Raw genomic sequence first — 18,239 nt, 5'->3', positions numbered from 1 at the left:
AAACTCCTCCCGGTCAAGCGAGGTCACAAGCAGGACGAAGCCGGCCGCAATCAGCGTCTGCGGTTGAACCTTGTTGCCCTTGGCCTTGGCTTCCTTGTTGATTTTGCGCCGCGCTTCTTGTGCCGCAGCCTCGGATTTGCGCAAGGCGATCAGGCGCATCTTCACAGGCTCGCCCTTCTTGAGTGCCAGCCGGGCAGGCGTTTTCGCAGACTTCCTCCCGGCAGTTCTCCAGGTAGCCGATGAGATCGAACGCCCTGCCGTTGGCGTCGAGCCATCGCGCGTTTTTCCACGACGCGCGCACAACAACATCGCCGCCTTGCGCCATCACCTTGGCGATCCGCTCGGCCTGCAGATAGGCGCGGTCACCGATGCGGATCTCGCCCGGCACCACCGGCACGCGGTCGATCAACTCGGCCTCGCTCTGATCGGTGATCTCGAGGAAGTCGAACTGCTCGCGCTCAAGCTCGAAGGCGCAGTGCATGCGCCAAAGACCATTGTTCTTCTTCTCATACGCACCGGCCTTGGCAACCGCTGTCGCATCGAGGATGCGGATCAGCCGGCCTTTGGCCAAACCTGCATCCTCGCGCTTCAAAAGGTGCCCAATCAACTGCTGCAGCCATGGTCCTGCATTGCGCAGCCGGCCAAGCAACGCCACGTCCGAAATGTCGGCAATCCCGCTCGCCGCCGCCCAGGCCACGACGCCCCGCATGCCAACCTTGCCAAGGCAGTAAGCCAGTGTCAGGCGCAACAGGTCGCTCGCCGACCTGACGCCGCGCGGGCGCAGGAACGCCTTCGTCTCGCGGGCACTTGCTGCGATCAACTCTTCGCCGCCCAGAAGCTCAATCGTCTCGGCCCAGCCGTCATCAACAAGCGATTCGTGTGTCATCGCAGCGTAGAATCACACCCGATTCCGCAGGGCAATACCTATCTTAGCGCCTATGCCCTTGAGGGGGAGATGTCCGGCAGGACAGAGGGGGGTGTGACGGAACGCGACATTGGGTGATCACCGCGTCTAAGCGACCTCTCTCAACCGCTCGTCCTGCGGCAGCGCCGCCACCGCCGCGTGCCACAATATATCCGCCAGCCGCGCCGCCACCGGGTCCAGTTCGGCGTCTTTCTGGTGCAGCACCAGCGCCATGGTCGGCAGCGCGGGCAAGCCCAGCGTTTGCGGCGCCATCGCCCTGACATTGGCCGGCAGGCCGATATCGGTGCGGATCGTCAGGCCGAGGCCGGCGGCGACCGCCGCCCAGATGCCGCCAAGGCTGGGGCTGGAGAAGGCCATTCGCCATGGCAGGCCGGCGCGGTCGAGTGTTTCCGTCGTCACCGTGCGCAGCAGGCATGGCGCTTCCAGCGCCACCAGCGGCAGCGCCTCGCCCTCGCGCAGGCTGGTCTCGATCAGCTTGGCCGGCCCGATCCAGCGCAACTGCGCATCGCCGACATTCCGGCTGTAGGGCAGCGCCTGGCCGCTGTCCCAGGCCAGCGCAATGTCGAGATTGCCTGATGTGATCCGCTCGGCAAGTTCATAGCTGCGCCCGATCCGCGCCTCGATCTTGACCTTGGGGTGCGCGCGGGCGAAGCGTCCGAGCACCTCCGGCAGCACCGCCTCGCCGAAATCCTCCTGCAGGCCGAGCCTGACCCAGCCTTCCAGCTCGACATCGTGGATGGCCGAGGCCGCCTCGTCGTTCAACTCGAGCAGCCGCCTGGCATAGCCGAGCATGGTTTCGCCGGCTTCGGTCAACGCCAGTCCGCGGCCCGACTTGCGGAAGATCGGCGTCGCCGCCTGGTCCTCCAGCTTCTTCAGTTGCGCGCTCACCGCCGAGGTCGAGCGTCCAAGCCGGTCGGCTGCCTTGGCGAAGCTGCCGAGTTCCATGCCGGTGACGAAGCTTCGGAGGACATCGAGGTCGAAGGCTACGCGGCGCATCACAACGATCCTGTTTTTCGGGAACAATTGTCAAAAACTTCCCGATATCCGGGATGAAGTTATAGCGGTAAAGACGAGGCGTCAAGGTCCCGAAAGGGCATCAACAGGAGTCCCGCCATGTCGATTGCCGACGCAAATTGTGAGCCAGGCCGGGTTGGCCGAGCCGCCGCCGTCACGTCGAAGGCTGAACGATTTCGCGCCAATCATCGCTGGAAGGTGCTTGGCATCGGCGTTGCCGCCAATGCCAGTTTCTCCGCAACCTTCGCCGGCATACCGGCGGCGGCGGTGTTTCTGCGGTCGGGCTATCACTTGAGCAATGGCAATCTCGGCCTGGTCGTCGGCCTTCTCGGACTGGGCGTCGCCTTGAGCGAACTGCCCTGGGGCCTGCTCACCGACCGCTGGGGAGATCGCGGCGTGCTGTTGACCGGCCTTGGTGCGACCGCGGCGTGGCTCGCCTTGATGGCGTTGTTCACTCGTGCCCCCAGTGACCTATGTGCCTGGCGTCGCAATGCTGGCCGCGTGCCTTCTGGTCGCCGGCCTGCTCGGCGGCAGCGTCAACGGTTCCAGCGGCCGCGCCATCATGGCCTGGTTCCACGAAGGCGAACGTGGCTTTGCCATGAGCATCAGGCAGACCGCGGTGCCGCTCGGCGGCGGGCTCGGCGCGCTGGTCCTGCCGTCCCTGGCATCGGTGCACGGTTTCGCGGCGGTCTTCGGGCTGCTGGCCGCCATGAACGCCGTCTCTGCGCTGTTTGCCTGGCGGTGGCTGCACCAGCCGCCGGAACTGGACAATGCCGGCAGCATGGCCATGGCAAAGTCGGGCGGTCCGGCGCCGCTGCGCAATGTCGACGTCTGGCGCATCGCCACCGCCATCGGCCTGCTCTGCTTTCCGCAAGTGGCGGTGCTCACCTTCGCCTCCGTCTTCCTGCACGATTTCGCCGGCATGGCCACGCTCACGATCAGCGCCAGCCTTGCCGCGGTGCAGACCGGCGCGATGGTGATGCGCGTCTGGAGCGGCCGCTACACCGACCGCCACGGCAACCGCCGCTCATTCCTGCGGCTCTGCGGCGTGACGAGCGCGTTTGGCTTCGCGGCCGTCGGCCTGCTGGTCCTGGCGGCAGGAGCCACGCCAGACGCCCATGCCGCGTTGATCCCGGCGATCGCCGTGCTGCTGGTCCTTGCCGGCATTTCGGTCTCCGCCTGGCATGGCGTCGCCTACACCGAACTCGCCACGCTTGCCGGCGCCAGCCGCGCCGGAACCGCGCTCGGTCTTGCCAACAGCTTCGTCTTCATCGCCTTCTTCGTGGTGCCGACCGCCATTCCGGCTTTGCTGCTTGTCTGGTCGTGGCCTGGCGTCTGGCTGGTGGGCGCGCTCTGCGCCATGATTGCATGGCCAATTTTCCTGCGGCCGAACTGACGGGTTGCCGGCCGGCAAGCGGCGTCCCATTTCGGGCCGCTTCGGAAAAACACGATCGACCGCGTTAACCCCGCATCAAGGTTAATGCTTCACTTTGGCTCTCCAGTGGCTCAGTGGCGTTTCTGGAGAGTTCCCCGTGCATCGACGTGTCCTGAAGCGGCTGGCCGCCGCCGCCGGTGAGAAAAAACGTTCCTTCGTATCGCCATTGGTCGTCGGGCTCGGCATCTGGATCGGCTTTCCAACCGTCGTCGCCTACCAGGACATGGGCAGCTTGATTTCCGGCCTCGAAGCCTCGGGCACCCGCTGGAACTCTTATGTCGAGCGCTCCGTCGCCGGCTCGGTTCATGCCGCCGAAATGCCTTTCATCGATTCCGTCACCACCGGTTCGCTCTCGGGCTCGGGCGTGCGCCTGCCCGGCGTCGGCAAGGTCTCGTTTCGCGGCAAGGGCAATGTCGCCGGCATCACGCCCGACGAGGACCGCATCATGCGCGCCGACAAGAAGGGCCGCATCATCCAGGTCTCGCCGGTGGCGCCGCCGAAGAACTTCAATGCCGGCTCGATCTTCCAGCGCACCTCCTCGCTGCTGCGGCCGAGCATGGACAGCGGCCTGAAGCTCGCCTTCGCCAAGCCCGGCATCAAGGGCAAGGAAATCCAGATCGCCCAGGCCTTCCACACCAATGTGGACAAGAAGCCCGATCCCGGGGCGCCGGCCATGCTTGCCGCCCTCGTCAACAATGACAGACCGGACGTGCTGGCCACCGCCTATGCCCAGGCCGAACCCGATTACGCCAAGGCCTCGCCCTTCGAAGCGCTGCTGCAGGACGAGGAGCCGAGCAGCGGGCGCTTCATTCCGCCGATGGCCAAGGGCGATCATTCGTGGATCCAGAACCCGCTGCCGGCCAGCGTCTTCTCCACGAAGGAGCAGGCCTGCCTCGCCAACGGCATCTATTTCGAGGCGCGGGGAGAATCCGTGCGCGGCCAGGCCGCCGTCGCGCAGGTCATTCTCAACCGCGTCCGCAATCCGGCCTATCCGAACTCGATTTGCGGCGTCGTCTACCAGAACGACAACTGGCTGAACCGCTGCCAGTTCTCCTTCGCCTGCGACGGCCGCAAGAAGCGCATCGAGAGCCCCGCCCACTACAAGACCGCGCAGGACGTCGCGATGGCGGTCACCGCCGGCAAGATCTTCATTCCCGAAGTCGGCTCATCGACCCATTACTACGCCAACTATGTCCATCCGGGCTGGGCGCGCACGATGCAGAAGATGACCAAGATCGGCCTGCATATCTTCTACCGCACCTATGGCGGCGGCTGGAGCTGAGTCCTTCGGCTTGCCTGTCCCAAACGGACCGCAAAAGGTCCCGGAAGCCGAAATCGGACAGCGGTCGCCGGACGGATTCGGGGCATGTGCCGACCCGATAGTGCCGGGCACGATGTCGCACCTCGCCAAGTGATTGATTTCAATAGAAAAAATACATGGCTTTGAAGTCCCGCCCGTGGCTTGACGGGCGCAAACCCTCTAACTATGTTGCCGGCGACTTTAGAAGCGGACGGACGGTGACGGTCTGACCGGGCAGGGGGGTTACGATGGCCGACAAGAACGGGCCAGACGGAACCGGAGAAACCGGCCGCGGCAGCAAGCACGTGGCCGACATCCGCGACGAAGATCTCGAACGCCGCCGGCGTGAGCTTGGAGCATCGCTTGCGACAAGACGGCCGGATCAGCTCGAGGGGAATGACGGCGCGAAGGCGACGGCCGGATATGGCCAGGCGCTCAAGCTGTCCAGCGAGTTCATCGCCGGGATAGTGGTGGGTGTGGGCCTTGGCTGGTTTCTGGATCGCGTGGCGGGAACCTCGCCATGGGGTCTGGTCGTCGGCTTGTTGCTGGGCTTTGGCGCCGGCGTGCTCAATGTCCTGCGTTCGTCAGGTGTTGTGGCGGAATTCGGAAAAAGCGAGAAGTCGCGCGATCCGAAAGAATGAAATGGCGCGCCGCCAATGGCGCACAAGGACACTTAAGGCCGCTCGCGGTTTTGACGGGGATGTAAATGGCTGCTGACAAGGTCGATCCGATCCACCAGTTCCATATCGTCAAGCTGATTCCGATCAATATCGGCGGCTATGACCTGTCCTTCACCAATTCGGCTCTGTTCATGGTCGCGACCGTGGCCATTGCATCGGCGTTTCTTTACCTCTCGACCGCAAGCCGCAGCCTTGTTCCCGGCCGCCTGCAGTCGGTTTCGGAAATGGCCTACGAGTTCGTCGCGAACATGTTGCGCGATGCAGCCGGAACCCAAGGTATGAAGTTCTTTCCCTTGGTGTTCTCGCTGTTCATGTTCGTGCTTGTTGCCAACCTGCTTGGCCTTTTTCCTTATTTCTTCACCATCACCAGCCACATCATCGTCACCTTCGGCCTGGCCGCGCTGGTGATCGGAACCGTCATCGTCTATGGCTTCATGAAGCACGGTCTGGGCTTCCTCAAGCTTTTCGTGCCGAAGGGCGTGCCCATCCTGATGATGGTGCTTGTCGTTCCGATCGAGGTGATTTCCTTTGTCTCGCGTCCGGTCAGCCTATCGGTTCGTCTGTTCGCCAATATGCTCGCCGGCCACATTACCCTGAAGGTGTTTTCCGGGTTTGTGGTCAGCCTGAGTGCGCTCGGCGCGCTCGGCATTGCGGGATCGATCCTGCCGCTGGCGATGGCTGTGGCGCTGACCGCGCTGGAGTTGCTCGTGGCGCTCTTGCAGGCATATGTGTTCGCCGTGCTCACCTGCATGTACCTGAATGATGCGCTGCATCCTTCGCACTAGATAGAATTTCCGGCATCTTTCGCCGGATGGAATTGCAACGAATTACAGATCCAAAGGAGTTTAAAATGGACGCAGAAGCAGCAAAGTACATCGGCGCCGGTATCGCTTGCCTGGGCATGGGCGGCGCGGGCATTGGCCTCGGCAACATCTTCGGCAGCTACCTGGCGGGCGCCCTGCGCAATCCGTCGGCCGCCGATGGCCAGTTCGGCCGCCTGATTTTCGGCTTCGCCGTGACCGAAGCTCTGGGCATTTTCTCGCTTCTCATCGCGCTTCTCGCCCTGTTCGGCTGAGCCCCTGTTCGGCCAATTATCGGTCGGACGAGCATTGGGAAGAATTGGCTGGCCGCATTCCTGCGGCCATGCCTGATATCAGGGGATAGTCCATGTTCGTGACATCTGCGTTTGCGCAAGAGTCCGCACCCGCCGCTGAAGGCGCCCATACCGGTACGGAAGGCGGCACGCATTCCGGCGCCGGCGTGCCTGCCGAGGCGCACGGCACGTTCCCGCCATTCGATCCGGCGACGTTTCCGTCCCAGCTTCTGTGGCTGGCGATCACGTTCGGGCTGTTCTATCTGTTCCTGAAGAAGGTGGTGATGCCGCGCCTTGGCGGCATCATCGACGTCCGCAGCGATCGCATCACGCAGGACCTCGACCAGGCCGCCAGGCTGAAGGGCGAGGCCGACGCCGCCGTTGCCGCTTACGAGCAGGAACTTGCGGAAGCCAAGGCCAAGGCCAACGCGATAGGCCAGCAGGCCAACGACGCTGCCAAGGCTGAAGCCGAGGCTGCCCGCAAGAAGGTCGAGGCCGCCCTCGACAAGAAGCTCGGCGAGGCCGAGGCCAGCATTGCTTCCATCAAGGCCAACGCCATGAAGGAAGTCGGCACGATTGCCGAGGACACCGCTTCAGCCATCGTCGATGCGCTTGTCGGCGGCAAGACGAGCAAGGCCGAGATCTCGGCTGCGGTCAAATCCGTGGCCCGGTGAGGAGCACATCATGGACGCCACATCTCTCGCAACGCTTTGGGCAACAGTTGCCCTCGTCATTTTCCTCGGCGTTGCCGTTTACATCAAGGTGCCAGGCCTGATCGCCAAGTCGCTCGACGCCCGTGCGACCAAGATCAGCGACGAGCTTGCGGAAGCCCGCCGGTTGCGCGAAGAGGCCCAGCAACTGCTCGGCCAATACCAGAAGAAGCGCAAGGAAGCCGAGCAGGAGGCCGCAGCCATCGTCGCTGCCGCCAAGCGCGAGGCCGACATGCTTGCCGCCGAGGCGCACAAGAAGACCGAAGACTATGTCACCCGTCGCACTGCGCTTGCCGAGCAGAAGATCGGCCAGGCAGAGCGCGAAGCCGTCGCCGAAGTGCGCGCCAGCGCCGTCGACATCGCCGTCGAGGCGGCCCGCACGCTGCTCGCCGGCAAGATCGACGCCAAGGCCGGCGCGGATCTTTTCAAGTCCGCGCTGCAGGACGTGAAGGCCAGGCTGAACTGAGCGGGGTTAACTCGCTGACATCAAGCCGCCCGGGCAACCTGGCGGCTTTTTTGTTGAGCGGCGACGGAGATTGGCGAAGGCGGTGGTGCGCCTGATCTCCCCCCTCGAGGGGGAGATGTCGCCAAAGGCGACAGAGGGGGTCGGTTCGACCAGGCGCGACGCTCTTTCTGCGACCAAGAAGGGCTAGCGCTTCACGCGCGGTGACCCCCTCTGGCCTGCCGGCCATCTCCCCCTCAAGGGGGGAGATTTAGCTGTCCAACCCGACAAACCCTTCTTCCTCAACCACCTCAACCCCACCCAGCCTGAACGGCGCGAATGACGCCCGGTGCAGCCTTGCCACCGGCCCATGCGCTTCGATCGCGGTGCGGTGCCGCACGGTGGCGTAGCCCATATGGACCTCGAACCCGTAGCGCTCGTGATGGCTGCCGCAGCCGCACATCATGCGGTCGCGCATCACCTTGGCGACGATCGAGGCGGCGGCGATCGATTGCGAGCGCTGGTCGCCCTTGATCAGCGCGCGGCCTTCGCAGAGGAGACCCGGCGGCACATCGCGGCCATCGGCCAGCGCCAGCTTTGCCTGGATCGGCAGGCCGGCAAGGGCGCGGCGCATGGCTTCCAGGCTGGCCTTGAGGATATTGCTGCCGTCAATGCCTTCGGCGCTGACCGAGGCCATCGACACGCCGAGCGCTGACCCCAGGATTTTCAGGAACAGCGCCTCGCGCTGCAAATGGTTGAGCCGTTTGGAATCGTCTAGCCCGTCGGGAATGTTGGCGGGATCGAGGATCACCGCCGCCGCCACCACCGGCCCCGCCAGCGGACCGCGGCCGGCCTCGTCCATGCCTGCCACCGGCCAAAGGCCTTCAGCCATCGCCTTCGTCTCGAAGGAGAAGTCGGGCTTTTCGACGATTTCGAAAAGAAGCGGAGAATCGGAACGCGCGCGAGCCATGTTGCGGCGAGGTTCGCATCGGCTCCGATTCTCCGCAAGTCCCTCCAGGGTCGAGTGGGGCAAGACCGGGAGGGCACCGTCTGCAGGCCGGGGGACAGGCCGGACGGGATTCTTGGGTCGCCTGCCAACCACGAGGGCAGGGCAGGCGCTACTTTCAGAGCAGCATCAGCTGCTCGGTCGCCTTGGCGGCGGCTACAAACTGGTCGGTTCGGAGCGTGCGCCGCTCGGCGTTGAGGCCGAGCCGCTTGGCCGTGATCTCGAAGCGCCGGCCGATCTGCCAGGCATAGGGGCCGGCGCCTTTCATCCGCTTGCCCCATTCCGAATCATAGTCCTTGCCGTCGCGCATCGAACGGATCAGCGACATCACGTGCCGGTAGCGGTCGGGATAATGGCGCAGCAGCCAGTCCTTGAAGATCGGCGCCACCTCGAGCGGCAGGCGCAGGATCACATAGCCGGCCTCGCGGGCGCCTGCGGCGCGTGCCGAATCGAGGATACGCTCCATCTCCTGGTCGGTCAGGCCGGGGATGATCGGCGCCACCATGACAGAGGCCGGGATGCCGGCATCGGAAAGCTGCCGGATCGCCTCGAGGCGCTTGGTCGGCGTCGACGCGCGTGGCTCCATGGTGCGCGCCAGCATGCGGTCCATCGTCGTCACCGACAGCGCCACCTTGGCCAGCCCGCGTTCGGCCATGCGCGACAAGATGTCGATGTCGCGCGTCACCAGATGGGATTTGGTGACGATGCCGACCGGATGGCCGCGCGCCTCCAGCACTTCGAGGATCTCGCGCATAATCCGGTATTGTTTCTCGATCGGCTGGTAGGGATCGGTGTTGGTGCCGATGGCGATGGTGCGCGGCTGATAGCCATCCTTCGACAGTTCCTTGTCGAGCAGCCGCGCCGCATCCGGCTTGGCAAACAGCTTCGCTTCGAAATCCAGCCCCGGCGACAGGCCCATGAAGGAATGCGTCGGCCGGGCGAAACAATAGACGCAGCCATGCTCGCAGCCGCGATAGGGGTTGATCGAGCGGTCGAAGGAAATGTCGGGCGATTCGTTGCGGGTGATGATGGTGCGCGGCTTCTCGACCTGCACTTCGGTCTTGAACGGCGGCAATTCCTCCAGCGAATTCCAGCCGTCGTCGAACACATGCCGGCTGACCGGCTCGAACCGGCCGGACGGGTTGATGCCCGCGGAACGGCCGCGGTTGCGATCCGGACGGACGCGCATGCCGCTCTGTTCGATCATCGCATTGGCCATCTCGGCTCGCCCTGCTCCGAAAGCAGCAATGTCCGCACGCACGATATGTTCCATTTTGGCCCTTTCCCAAGGACTGTCGGCTGGCTGTCGAATCGCTCTGTTCATGAAAATAATCCTATTTCGCTGATGAGAACAAAGCAAGAACTTTTTCGTTGGGCCATGCAAAACTGGCGCTGCGCCGGGCTTTCCGCTATTCGGCTAAAAATGCTCAGCGTTCTCATCGAAACCCGGGATGACGAAGAAGGCCTTGCCCGCACGCTCGCCTCGTTGATCGGCGGCGCGGTCGAGGGCGTGGTGCGCGATGTCATCGTCTGCGACACCGGCTCGACCGACCAGACGCATCGGGTTGCCGATCATGCCGGCTGCCACTTCGTGGCCGGCGGCATTGCCGCGGGAATCAGGCAGGCGAAGGGTGACTGGCTGCTGTTTCTGGAACCCGGCGCAAGGCTGGCGGAGGGCTGGATCGACGACGTTGTCGCTCACACGGCGCGCCAAACCATGCCGGCGCGCTTTTGCCGTGCGCGCGGCAGCCGCACGCCGTTCCTGTCACGGGTGTTTTCGGGCAACCGGGCGCTGGCCGAAGGGCTGGTCATCAGCAAGCGCCAGGCCGCTGCCCTGTCGAAGAACGCGCACAGCGCCGAAGCCCTTGCGCGCGGTCTCGCCACCAGGCGGCTCGACGCCGAAATTTGGCTGGCGCCGAAGAAGTGATGTTTCTCCCTTTTCCCGTTCCCAGGGAGAAGGGTGCCCGAAGGGCGGATGAGGGGCAGCGTCGGCGTCTCATCCGCATTGGCACGGTCGCAGCACCATCCCTCTTTTTCGCCGCAAAAAGCTATTGTGCATTGCACAAAAGCTGACGCGGGATTAGCATTCCGTTGATGCGGGATATCGGGGTTTGGGTAGTGCCGGAGCGGTAAGCAAGCGCCGCGTCGTCGTTGCTGCCGTTCATATCTGAGGACCCCGATGAACCTTTCGTCCCCTGACAAATCCGGCGCCCCCAGCCTGGAAGCCATTGCCCGCAACGGCAGCCTGCTCCGCCGCGTTGCGGTGCGTATTCCGACCTATCTCTCCGACCTGCGCGAAAATCCCGCATGGCTGCCGATGTTCGTGCTTGCCCGCACCATGCCGGCGCGCAAGCTGCACTGGCTTGGCGCCAAAGCCGCGCGCCCCGCGCAGAGTGCCGGAGCTACGATGTTCAGGGGCGTCGACCTCAAGTCGATCCTCGCGGCGCTGCGCACCGATGGCCTGTTCTCCGGACTGGTCCTTCCGCAGGCAATCCACGAAGAGATCGCCAGCTTTGCTCAGAGCACGCCGTGCTTCGGCAATTTCGACCGCCGGCTCGAATTCATGCCCGGAGAACACGCAGAAGCCGAGAAGCGGTTCGGCCGCTCTTTGCTCAGCGGACACTATTTCGAGCGCATCCTCGGCTGCAAGGCGGCACTCGCCATCCAGAACGACCCGCTGCTGCTCGACATCGCCCAGCACTATCTGGGCGGGCAGGCGAAGCTGATCACCACGCGTGTCTGGTGGAGCTTTCCGACAGGCGAGGCTTCCGACGCCGACAAGAACCTTGCCTCGCTAGGCAAATATCATTTCGATCTCGACGACTGGCGGATGCTGAAATTCTTCTTCTATCTCAAGCCCTGCGATGCCGGCACCGGCCCGCACGTCTATGTCAAAGGCAGCCACAACAGGCGCAGCCTCAAGCACCAGTTGACGCTGCTGGTCGGCCATCCGGCGCAAGACGTGCTCAAGGTCTATGGCGACGACAGCCCGGTCACGCTGACCGGCGAGGCCGGCCTCGGCTTCGTCGAGGACCCGTTCGGCTTCCACATGGGCACCGTGCCGTCCACCACGCCACGGCTGATGATGGAGGTCGGCTTCGGCGTCTCGCCGCCCTCGCGCCGCCGCTTCCACGGCGAACCGGTCATCCGCTGAGGCCGGAGCGGATCTCGACCGGCATCCAGCGCGCTTGCCGCCGGGCAATGCGACCCTCTTTTTTCTCGGCAGCATAGTCCATCGGGACCGGCTCGCGGTTGAACCGCGGCCGGTCATCCAGCGCATTGACGATGACGATCGCTCTCGGGTCGCCGTCTGTGGTCACAGCAGCGACATAGACGCCGCAGTCGCGGCAGATGAGATAGTCGGCGGTGCGCAATCCGAACCGGTATCGGTGCAGCCGCGCCTCGTCCTCGACCGATACGATCAATCGGCCCTGCGGATCGGCGGCGGCGCGCGAACCATGCTTGACGCAGAACGCGCACTGGCAGGCGCGGATCTCCATCTCGGCCGGCTCAATTCCGGTTTCGAAGGTCAGGTGGATGTTGCCGCAATGGCAGCCGCCGCGATACGCAGTCATGGCATCTTTCCGCCTCAAGGACCTAGTGGCAGATTACCCGCCTGGCGGCCTTCAGGAAATGATCCTTTCGCAGGCGCAACGGCCATTCTGCCTGACGAGGCAGCGCTTGGCCGGAACTTTGCCTTGGTTTACGAGGCGGCCTTGCCGCGCCGCAAATGCTCGTCCAGGCGCGGCATGATCTCGACGAAGTTGCAGGGCATGTGGCGGTAGTCGAACTGCGGCTTCAGGATGCCGTCCCAGGCGTCCTTGCAGGCGCCGGGCGAGCCCGGCAGCACGAAGACGAAGGTGGCGTTGACGACGCCGCCCGTCGCCCGGCTCTGCACTGTCGAGGTGCCGATCTTGTCGTAGGAAATGCGGTGGAACACTTCGGAAAAGCCGTCCATGCGCTTCTCGAAGATCGGCTCCAGCGCCTCCGGCGTCACGTCGCGGCCGGTGAAGCCGGTGCCGCCGGTGGTGATGACGACGTCGATCTCCTTGTCGCGCGACCAGCCCAGCACTTTGTCGCGGATTTTCTCCCGGTCGTCAGTGACGATGTCGCGCGCGGCCAGGACATGGCCGGCCTCGACGATGCGATCGGCCAGCGTCCGCCCTGATTTGTCGTCGGCAAGGCTGCGCGTATCGGACACCGTCAGCACCGCGATGCGCACCGGGATGAACGGGCGGCTCTCGTCAATTTTGGCCATCGGCCCCCTCCGAAGCGATGCTTCGTGTCGCGGCGACAAACCACTCCGGTTCGCGGCTGCGAATCTCGGCGGCGGCGCGCTTGGCGACATTGCCGGTCTCGAACAGCCCGAAGCATGTGGCGCCGGAGCCCGACATGCGCGAAAATCCCGATCCGGCCCGGTTCAGCAGGGAAACCGCTCGGCCGATGGGCGGCTGGATCGCCTGCGCCGCCGATTCGAGATCGTTGCGGGTGATCTCCAGCCAGTTGCGGACGCTGTGGAAGTCAAATGCACGCGGCAGCGGCGGCAATCCCTCATTGTCGCGTTTCTCAAGTGCGTTGAACACATCAGGCGTCGAGACGGCGACGCCGGGATTGACCAGCACCAAAGCGAGCGCCGGAAAATCCGGCACCAGCGACAGCTCGTCGCCGACGCCACGCGCAACCAGCGGTTTTGCCGCAAGACACATCGGCACGTCGGCGCCGAGCGTGAGACCGATCCGCGCCAGTTCGGCCTCGCCGATGTCGAGACCCCAGGTCCGGACAAGACCCTGCAATACCGCCGCCGCGTCGCTCGAGCCGCCGCCGACACCGGATGCGACCGGCAGGTTCTTTTCCAGCCGGATGGCAACCGGCGGCGTGCTCTGCTGGCCGGCCTGCCTGCGCAGCGCCTCGCGCGCCTTCACCACCAGATTGCTGTCGTCGATCGGCACGGAAGTCGCGTAACGGCCCGATACGGAGAACCGGTCGGCGTCGGCAGGCTCGATCTCGACCCTGTCGCCGAAGCGGGTGAAAACGACCAGGCTCTCGAGCAGATGGTAGCCGTCGGCGCGCTTGCCGGTGACGTGCAGCGCCAGATTTATCTTGGCGGGCGCAAGCCACGTCCGGGCTGCGGCATCCAAACTGTCGGCTGCTGACGGGATGATGCTCAGTCCTTGGCCAGGCGGTATTCGCCGGTCTTGGGATCCTGGACCAGCGTGCCGTTGGTGCCGTTGGCTGCCTGCTTTTCGGTGCGCCGCACCTTGGCGGTCACACGTTCGGCCTCGCGGACGAAGGTGCGGTAGCCGAAATAAGCGGCTGCGCCGACAACTGCGAAGAAAATGATCTGTGGCATTTCAAAGCTCCTCCCTCGCAAGACGGCAAGGCAGACTGTCAAGCCCTTATGCTAGACGCTTTCCCCGCTTTTTCAAAGCCCGAAGCGCGCCCACAATGCGCGCTCTTCCGCCGCATCGATCACGCCGCTTGCGGCGGCGGCGGCAATATCGGGCGCTGAAAAGTTCGAGCCGAACAGGCCGATGCGGCCAAACAGGCCACGCGGCGCGGTGACCAGCCTGAGCTGGGTTTTCGCGCCGAAGCGGGTTTTCAGTACCGTGCGCATGTCGCTCAACGCATCGACGAGGCCAAGCTCCAGCCCTTTCTTGCCGGTCCAGAACAGGCCGGTGAACAGGTCCGGATCGTCCTTCAGCTTGGTGCCACGGCGTTCCCTGACCAGGTCGATGAAGGTCTCGTGCACTTCCAGCTGCAGCGCCTTCAGGCGCTCGACGTCTTCCCTCTTCTCCGGCTTGAACGGGTCGAGCACCGCCTTGTTCTGGCCGGCGGTGTGGACACGGCGCTCGACACCGATCTTCTTCATCAACTCGGGAAAGCCGAACGAGGCCGAGACGACGCCGATCGAACCGACGATGGAGGACGGATCGGCAAAGATCTCGTCGCCTGCGACCGCGATCATGTAGCCGCCCGAGGCCGCCACATCCTCGACGAAGACCAGCACCTTCTTGTTCTTCTCGACCGCGAGGTCACGGATGCGCTTGAAGATCAGCCGCGACTGCACCGGCGAGCCGCCAGGCGAATTGATCGAAATGGCGACGGCGGGCGCATCGAACAGGAACGCCTTTTCGATGAGGGCGGCGGTGGACGCCAAGGACAGGCTCGGCCGGAACGGGCCGCCGCCGGCCATGATGGTGCCATGCAGCCTGATGACGGGAATGGTGACGACGCTAGATCGCCAGGATTTCGGCAGCAGGCGGTTGAAAAGGCGGTTCACGAGGTGGCTGTCTCCAAATGGCTTCAACGCATGTAGGGATTTGCCGGTCAACGGCAATGCTGCAATCCATCTCAGCCAACTGTGTGCCGGTTTTGCGGCAACGACACTGACGGGCCTAAATCAATCGCCAAACAGCGACGCCAGTCCGTTGTTGATCATCTCGGTTCGTTCCGACGGGCCGTCGCCCGTTTGCCCATGCAGCATCAAAGGCGGGCGGATCGACAGCTTGCCGCGCGCGCCGAGCGCTGCCCTGACGACAATGCGGATTGCGGCTGCTTCCGGGCGCGGATGCACGGCCAGCATCTCGGCGTCGCCGAAGCGGCCCGACAGCGCATGGAGGAGGTCGCCAAGCTGTTCCGGCCGCGCAATGACGGCCAGGCCCCCGCGCGGCTTGGCGACGGCAGCCGCACTCCGGATCCAGCTTTCGAACAGCCCGTCGTCCATGACATGCGCCTGCCGCCGCAGCGGATCTGGCGTGGCGCGGTCTTGCGCCGCGTTGAAGGGCGGGTTCATGATGACGAAATCGAAGGAATTGTCGGCGAGGCCGGCTTGCGTCCGCGCCCGGCCCGACAGCGTGACGTCGGCGGTCAGCACCGAGGCGCGATTGCCGAGATGCGCATTGCCGGGATGGGCGAGCGTGGTTGTGGCGAAGCCTGCCATCTCGGCCGACCGTTCGACGAGCACGACCTGCGCCTCTGGGCAGCGCGACAGCACGGCGAGACCCGCCGCACCGGCGCCGGCGCCGAAATCAGCGAGGCGTCCAGAAAAGCCGGATGAAACTGCTGCCGCCAGCATCATGGCATCCATCCCGGCGCGATGCCCTGTCCTGGGCTGGACAAGCCAGAAGCGGCCGCGATGGAAGGCATCGACCGTATGGGCCGGCGTATCGGTGGTAAGCGCGCTCGCTTCAGCCATTATGTCTGGCGGATTTCGTTCTCGATGCCGGCGTCTTTCAAGATGCGCCGCGCCTGATCGGCCTGGTCGGCATCGACCATCACGCGCTTCTGGAAAAGACCGATCGACCCTTCGAGAATGCTCATGTTCTGGTCGGCGACGAAGCAGGCAATCCCGGCATCGCGCATCAGCGATTCGACGAAGGAGATGATCACGGCATCGTTGGTGCGCACGAGTTCTATCATCGGACGAAGTTCGCAGGTTGCAGCGTTGATGTAAACGCCGGAGCATGGCGCCGAAAAGTGTGGAGCGGTTTTCGGGCAACGGCATGCGGTCGCTAAGGTTGACACGCCGTCACCGCATCCGCGCCAATTCGCCTCTTGCCGTGCCCGTATGTGCCGCCCTAGAGTCCCAGGCGGGACCAGGGTGCCGTCGCACGCGTGATCAAAGACGGGAGTGTTTGTTGGTGGGTGTCGTTCTCAACATCGAAAACGGGAAGCGGGAACCCGCCTCCATCAAGGATCTCATCGACCTGACAGCAGCCGATATGGGGCGCGTCAACAAACTGATCCTGTCCAAGGCCGGCTCCGACGTCGAGATGATCCCGGAGGTCGCCAATCATCTGATCTCGTCGGGCGGCAAAAGGCTGCGTCCCATGCTGACGCTCGCGGCGGCCCAGATGTTCGGCTATTCCGGCGAGGGCCACGTCAAGCTCGCCACCGCGGTCGAGTTCATGCACACCGCCACGCTGCTCCATGACGACGTCGTCGACGAGAGCGGCATGCGGCGCGGCAAAAAGACTGCCCGCATGATCTGGGGCAACCAGGCGAGCGTGCTGGTCGGCGATTTCCTGCTCGGCCAGGCTTTTCGCATGATGGTCGATGTCGGTTCGCTGGAAGCGCTCGACATCCTGTCCAGCGCCGCCTCGATCATCGCCGAGGGCGAGGTGATGCAGCTGGCGGCAGCCAAGAACCTGGATACCACCGAGGACGAGCATTTCGCCGTCATCAAGGCCAAGACCGCGGCGCTGTTCTCGGCTGCCGCCGAGGTCGGTCCGGTCATCGCATCGGCGACGCGCAACGATCGCGCCGCATTGCGCTCCTACGGCATGAATCTCGGCCTTGCCTTCCAGCTCATCGACGATGCGCTGGATTATGGCGGCTCCAGCCAGGAGCTGGGCAAGAATGTCGGCGACGATTTCCGCGAAGGCAAGGTTACGCTGCCGGTCATCCTCGCCTACCGGCGCGGCACCAAGGCCGAGCGCACCTTCTGGAAGCGCGCCATCGAGGACAATGTCACCGACGATGCCGGCCTGGAAAAGGCGATCGGCCTGATGACCCGCCATGGCGCCATTGCCGACACCATCGGCCGCGCCCGCCATTTCGGCGAGATCGCCCGCGACGCGCTGGCGCCGCTGGAAGCGACGCCGCAGAAATCGGCGCTGATCGACGTCATCGACTTCTGCATCAGCCGGGTGAACTGACCCGCGCCTGGCGCCAAAGCAAGTTTGCATGCAAAATCGGGCAATCACCGCTCGACAATCGGCAGCAGTGCAAATTATCTATAAAACATGGCAAAGACCGCAGACGACACCATCGCCGTGCGCATCAGCAAGGTGCTGGCGGATCGCATCATATCGGGCGCGATCGAACCGGGCGCCCGGCTGCGGCAGGATCACATCGCCGAGGAATTCCAGACCAGCCATGTCCCGGTGCGCGAAGCCTTCCGGCGCCTGGAGGCGCAAGGGCTGGCGGCCAGTGAGCCCAGGCGGGGCGTGCGCGTCGCCGCTTTCGATCTCGGCGAGGTAAGGGAAGTCGCCGAAATGCGGGCAGCCCTCGAAGTGCTGGCGCTGCGCCATGCCGCGCCGCATCTGACGGCTTCCATTCTCGACCGTGCCGAGGAAGCCACCAAGGCCGGCGACAAATCCCGCGATGTCCGCTCTTGGGAAGAAGCCAACCGCACCTTCCACCGGCTGATCCTGGCGCCCTGCGGCATGCCGCGGCTCATCGCCACCATCGACGATTTGCACGCCGCAAGCGCCCGCTTCCTGTTCGCCGCATGGCGCTCGGAATGGGAAATCCGCACCGACCAGGATCATCGCGCGATCCTGAGCGCGCTGCGGCAGGGCAATACCGAATCGGCCGCCGCCACGCTTGGCCGGCACGTGCAGTGGATCGGCCAGAAACCGGTCAAGACCGCGTCGGGCAAGATGCGCGAAGCGTTTGCCATCGTCGGGTAGGGACGAAGGGACAAGTCGTCGGATTCCGCGCGTAGCGATCCTTCACACCCCCCTCTGTCCTGCCGGACATCTCCCCCGCAAGGGGGGAGATCAACAGCTTTGCCGTTGCGTTAGTCCTGCAACGTCGGCCATTGGCGAAAGCAAAGGTGACATCCGATCTCCCCACTTGCGGGGGAGATGGCCGGCAGGCCAGAGGGGGGTGCTGTCCCGCCAGCCTTTCC

The 18,239-nt window shown here is 64.4% G+C and carries 22 protein-coding genes and 1 pseudogene; 12 read left to right on the top strand and 11 right to left on the bottom strand.

Annotated features, from left to right (window positions below):
- Positions 1-13: 13 nt before the first annotated feature.
- Together NKI10_RS22045 and NKI10_RS22040 are read right to left on the bottom strand one after the other, a co-directional pair.
- Positions 14-748 (bottom strand): hypothetical protein, encoded by a 735-nt coding sequence (locus tag NKI10_RS22045; RefSeq protein ID WP_352861923.1) that lies wholly within the window; start codon positions 746-748, stop codon positions 14-16.
- Positions 749-1,012: 264 nt separating this feature from the next.
- Positions 1,013-1,921, bottom strand: coding sequence for a LysR substrate-binding domain-containing protein (locus NKI10_RS22040; RefSeq protein ID WP_352861921.1), 909 nt, complete (start codon positions 1,919-1,921; stop codon positions 1,013-1,015).
- 117 nt (positions 1,922-2,038) lie between these two features.
- Here NKI10_RS22040 and NKI10_RS22035 point away from each other — a divergent pair.
- From NKI10_RS22035 to NKI10_RS22000, 8 genes and pseudogenes are all read left to right on the top strand, one after another.
- Positions 2,039-2,335 (top strand): annotated as a pseudogene (locus NKI10_RS22035) (MFS transporter); the annotation flags it as partial.
- Positions 2,336-2,405: 70 nt separating this feature from the next.
- Complete coding sequence (locus NKI10_RS22030) at positions 2,406-3,335, top strand: MFS transporter (protein ID WP_352861919.1); 930 nt, start codon at positions 2,406-2,408, stop codon at positions 3,333-3,335.
- 136 nt (positions 3,336-3,471) lie between these two features.
- The gene (locus NKI10_RS22025) at positions 3,472-4,656 is read left to right on the top strand and encodes a cell wall hydrolase (protein WP_352861917.1); all 1,185 of its coding nucleotides are present in this window, start codon (positions 3,472-3,474) and stop codon (positions 4,654-4,656) included.
- 266 nt (positions 4,657-4,922) lie between these two features.
- Positions 4,923-5,315 carry an AtpZ/AtpI family protein gene (locus NKI10_RS22020; RefSeq protein WP_352861915.1) on the top strand — a complete coding sequence of 131 codons (393 nt, stop codon included), beginning with the start codon at positions 4,923-4,925 and terminating at the stop codon, positions 5,313-5,315.
- A 65-nt stretch (positions 5,316-5,380) separates the two neighbouring features.
- Positions 5,381-6,139 (top strand): F0F1 ATP synthase subunit A, encoded by a 759-nt coding sequence (locus tag NKI10_RS22015; RefSeq protein WP_352861913.1) that lies wholly within the window; start codon positions 5,381-5,383, stop codon positions 6,137-6,139.
- 65 nt (positions 6,140-6,204) lie between these two features.
- The gene (locus NKI10_RS22010) at positions 6,205-6,429 is read left to right on the top strand and encodes a F0F1 ATP synthase subunit C (RefSeq protein WP_006206606.1); all 225 of its coding nucleotides are present in this window, start codon (positions 6,205-6,207) and stop codon (positions 6,427-6,429) included.
- Between the two features lie 92 nt (positions 6,430-6,521).
- Entirely contained in the window at positions 6,522-7,121 is a 600-nt protein-coding gene (locus NKI10_RS22005; RefSeq protein ID WP_023668484.1) for a F0F1 ATP synthase subunit B, read from the top strand.
- A gap of 10 nt (positions 7,122-7,131) precedes the next feature.
- On the top strand, positions 7,132-7,623 hold the full coding sequence (locus tag NKI10_RS22000) for a F0F1 ATP synthase subunit B (RefSeq protein ID WP_023668483.1): 492 nt from the start codon (positions 7,132-7,134) through the stop codon (positions 7,621-7,623).
- 247 nt (positions 7,624-7,870) lie between these two features.
- On the opposite strand, the gene rnhB is transcribed toward NKI10_RS22000, so the two are convergent.
- Together rnhB and NKI10_RS21990 are read right to left on the bottom strand one after the other, a co-directional pair.
- Complete coding sequence (gene rnhB / locus NKI10_RS21995; RefSeq protein WP_023726390.1) at positions 7,871-8,569, bottom strand: ribonuclease HII; 699 nt, start codon at positions 8,567-8,569, stop codon at positions 7,871-7,873.
- A gap of 154 nt (positions 8,570-8,723) precedes the next feature.
- Positions 8,724-9,878 carry a PA0069 family radical SAM protein gene (locus tag NKI10_RS21990; RefSeq protein WP_023684378.1) on the bottom strand — a complete coding sequence of 385 codons (1,155 nt, stop codon included), beginning with the start codon at positions 9,876-9,878 and terminating at the stop codon, positions 8,724-8,726.
- 150 nt (positions 9,879-10,028) lie between these two features.
- Here NKI10_RS21990 and NKI10_RS21985 point away from each other — a divergent pair, with 150 nt between their 5' ends.
- Positions 10,029-10,532 carry a glycosyltransferase gene (locus NKI10_RS21985; RefSeq protein WP_023687105.1) on the top strand — a complete coding sequence of 168 codons (504 nt, stop codon included), beginning with the start codon at positions 10,029-10,031 and terminating at the stop codon, positions 10,530-10,532.
- Positions 10,533-10,784: 252 nt separating this feature from the next.
- Positions 10,785-11,759 (top strand): hypothetical protein, encoded by a 975-nt coding sequence (locus NKI10_RS21980; RefSeq protein WP_352861911.1) that lies wholly within the window; start codon positions 10,785-10,787, stop codon positions 11,757-11,759.
- Here NKI10_RS21980 and NKI10_RS21975 read toward each other — a convergent pair.
- From NKI10_RS21975 to NKI10_RS21945, 7 genes are all read right to left on the bottom strand, one after another.
- The gene (locus NKI10_RS21975; protein WP_352861909.1) at positions 11,749-12,180 is read right to left on the bottom strand and encodes a GFA family protein; all 432 of its coding nucleotides are present in this window, start codon (positions 12,178-12,180) and stop codon (positions 11,749-11,751) included. The two genes, NKI10_RS21980 and NKI10_RS21975, sit on opposite strands and share 11 nt — an antisense overlap.
- 128 nt (positions 12,181-12,308) lie before the next feature.
- Positions 12,309-12,863, bottom strand: a complete 555-nt coding sequence (moaB, locus tag NKI10_RS21970) for a molybdenum cofactor biosynthesis protein B (protein WP_352861907.1) — start codon at positions 12,861-12,863, stop codon at positions 12,309-12,311.
- Positions 12,850-13,743, bottom strand: coding sequence for a 4-(cytidine 5'-diphospho)-2-C-methyl-D-erythritol kinase (locus NKI10_RS21965; protein WP_352861905.1), 894 nt, complete (start codon positions 13,741-13,743; stop codon positions 12,850-12,852). Before NKI10_RS21965 ends, moaB begins: the two co-directional genes overlap by 14 nt.
- Before the next feature lie 26 nt (positions 13,744-13,769).
- On the bottom strand, positions 13,770-13,955 hold the full coding sequence (locus NKI10_RS21960; RefSeq protein ID WP_023668475.1) for a membrane protein: 186 nt from the start codon (positions 13,953-13,955) through the stop codon (positions 13,770-13,772).
- Positions 13,956-14,027: 72 nt separating this feature from the next.
- Positions 14,028-14,885: a S49 family peptidase gene (locus tag NKI10_RS21955; protein ID WP_023702057.1), complete on the bottom strand. Its 858-nt coding sequence runs from the start codon at positions 14,883-14,885 to the stop codon at positions 14,028-14,030.
- Between the two features lie 120 nt (positions 14,886-15,005).
- Positions 15,006-15,800, bottom strand: coding sequence for a tRNA1(Val) (adenine(37)-N6)-methyltransferase (locus NKI10_RS21950; RefSeq protein ID WP_352861903.1), 795 nt, complete (start codon positions 15,798-15,800; stop codon positions 15,006-15,008).
- Positions 15,800-16,024, bottom strand: a complete 225-nt coding sequence (locus NKI10_RS21945) for a putative signal transducing protein (protein ID WP_352498417.1) — start codon at positions 16,022-16,024, stop codon at positions 15,800-15,802. The genes NKI10_RS21950 and NKI10_RS21945 overlap by 1 nt, the downstream gene beginning before the upstream one ends.
- 221 nt (positions 16,025-16,245) lie before the next feature.
- On the opposite strand from NKI10_RS21945, the gene NKI10_RS21940 reads away from it, so the two are divergent.
- Positions 16,246-17,262, top strand: a complete 1,017-nt coding sequence (locus NKI10_RS21940) for a polyprenyl synthetase family protein (protein ID WP_023668471.1) — start codon at positions 16,246-16,248, stop codon at positions 17,260-17,262.
- Between the two features lie 87 nt (positions 17,263-17,349).
- A complete protein-coding gene (locus NKI10_RS21935) occupies positions 17,350-18,018 on the top strand; it encodes a GntR family transcriptional regulator (protein ID WP_352861901.1) in 669 nt (222 codons plus the stop codon).
- Positions 18,019-18,239: the final 221 nt, after the last annotated feature.

Source organism: Mesorhizobium sp. M0802, from assembly GCF_040320115.1.
Classification (GTDB): domain Bacteria; phylum Pseudomonadota; class Alphaproteobacteria; order Rhizobiales; family Rhizobiaceae; genus Mesorhizobium.
Note: the sequence above shows the minus strand (reverse complement) of the source record. Positions and strands in the feature narration are given on the sequence as shown.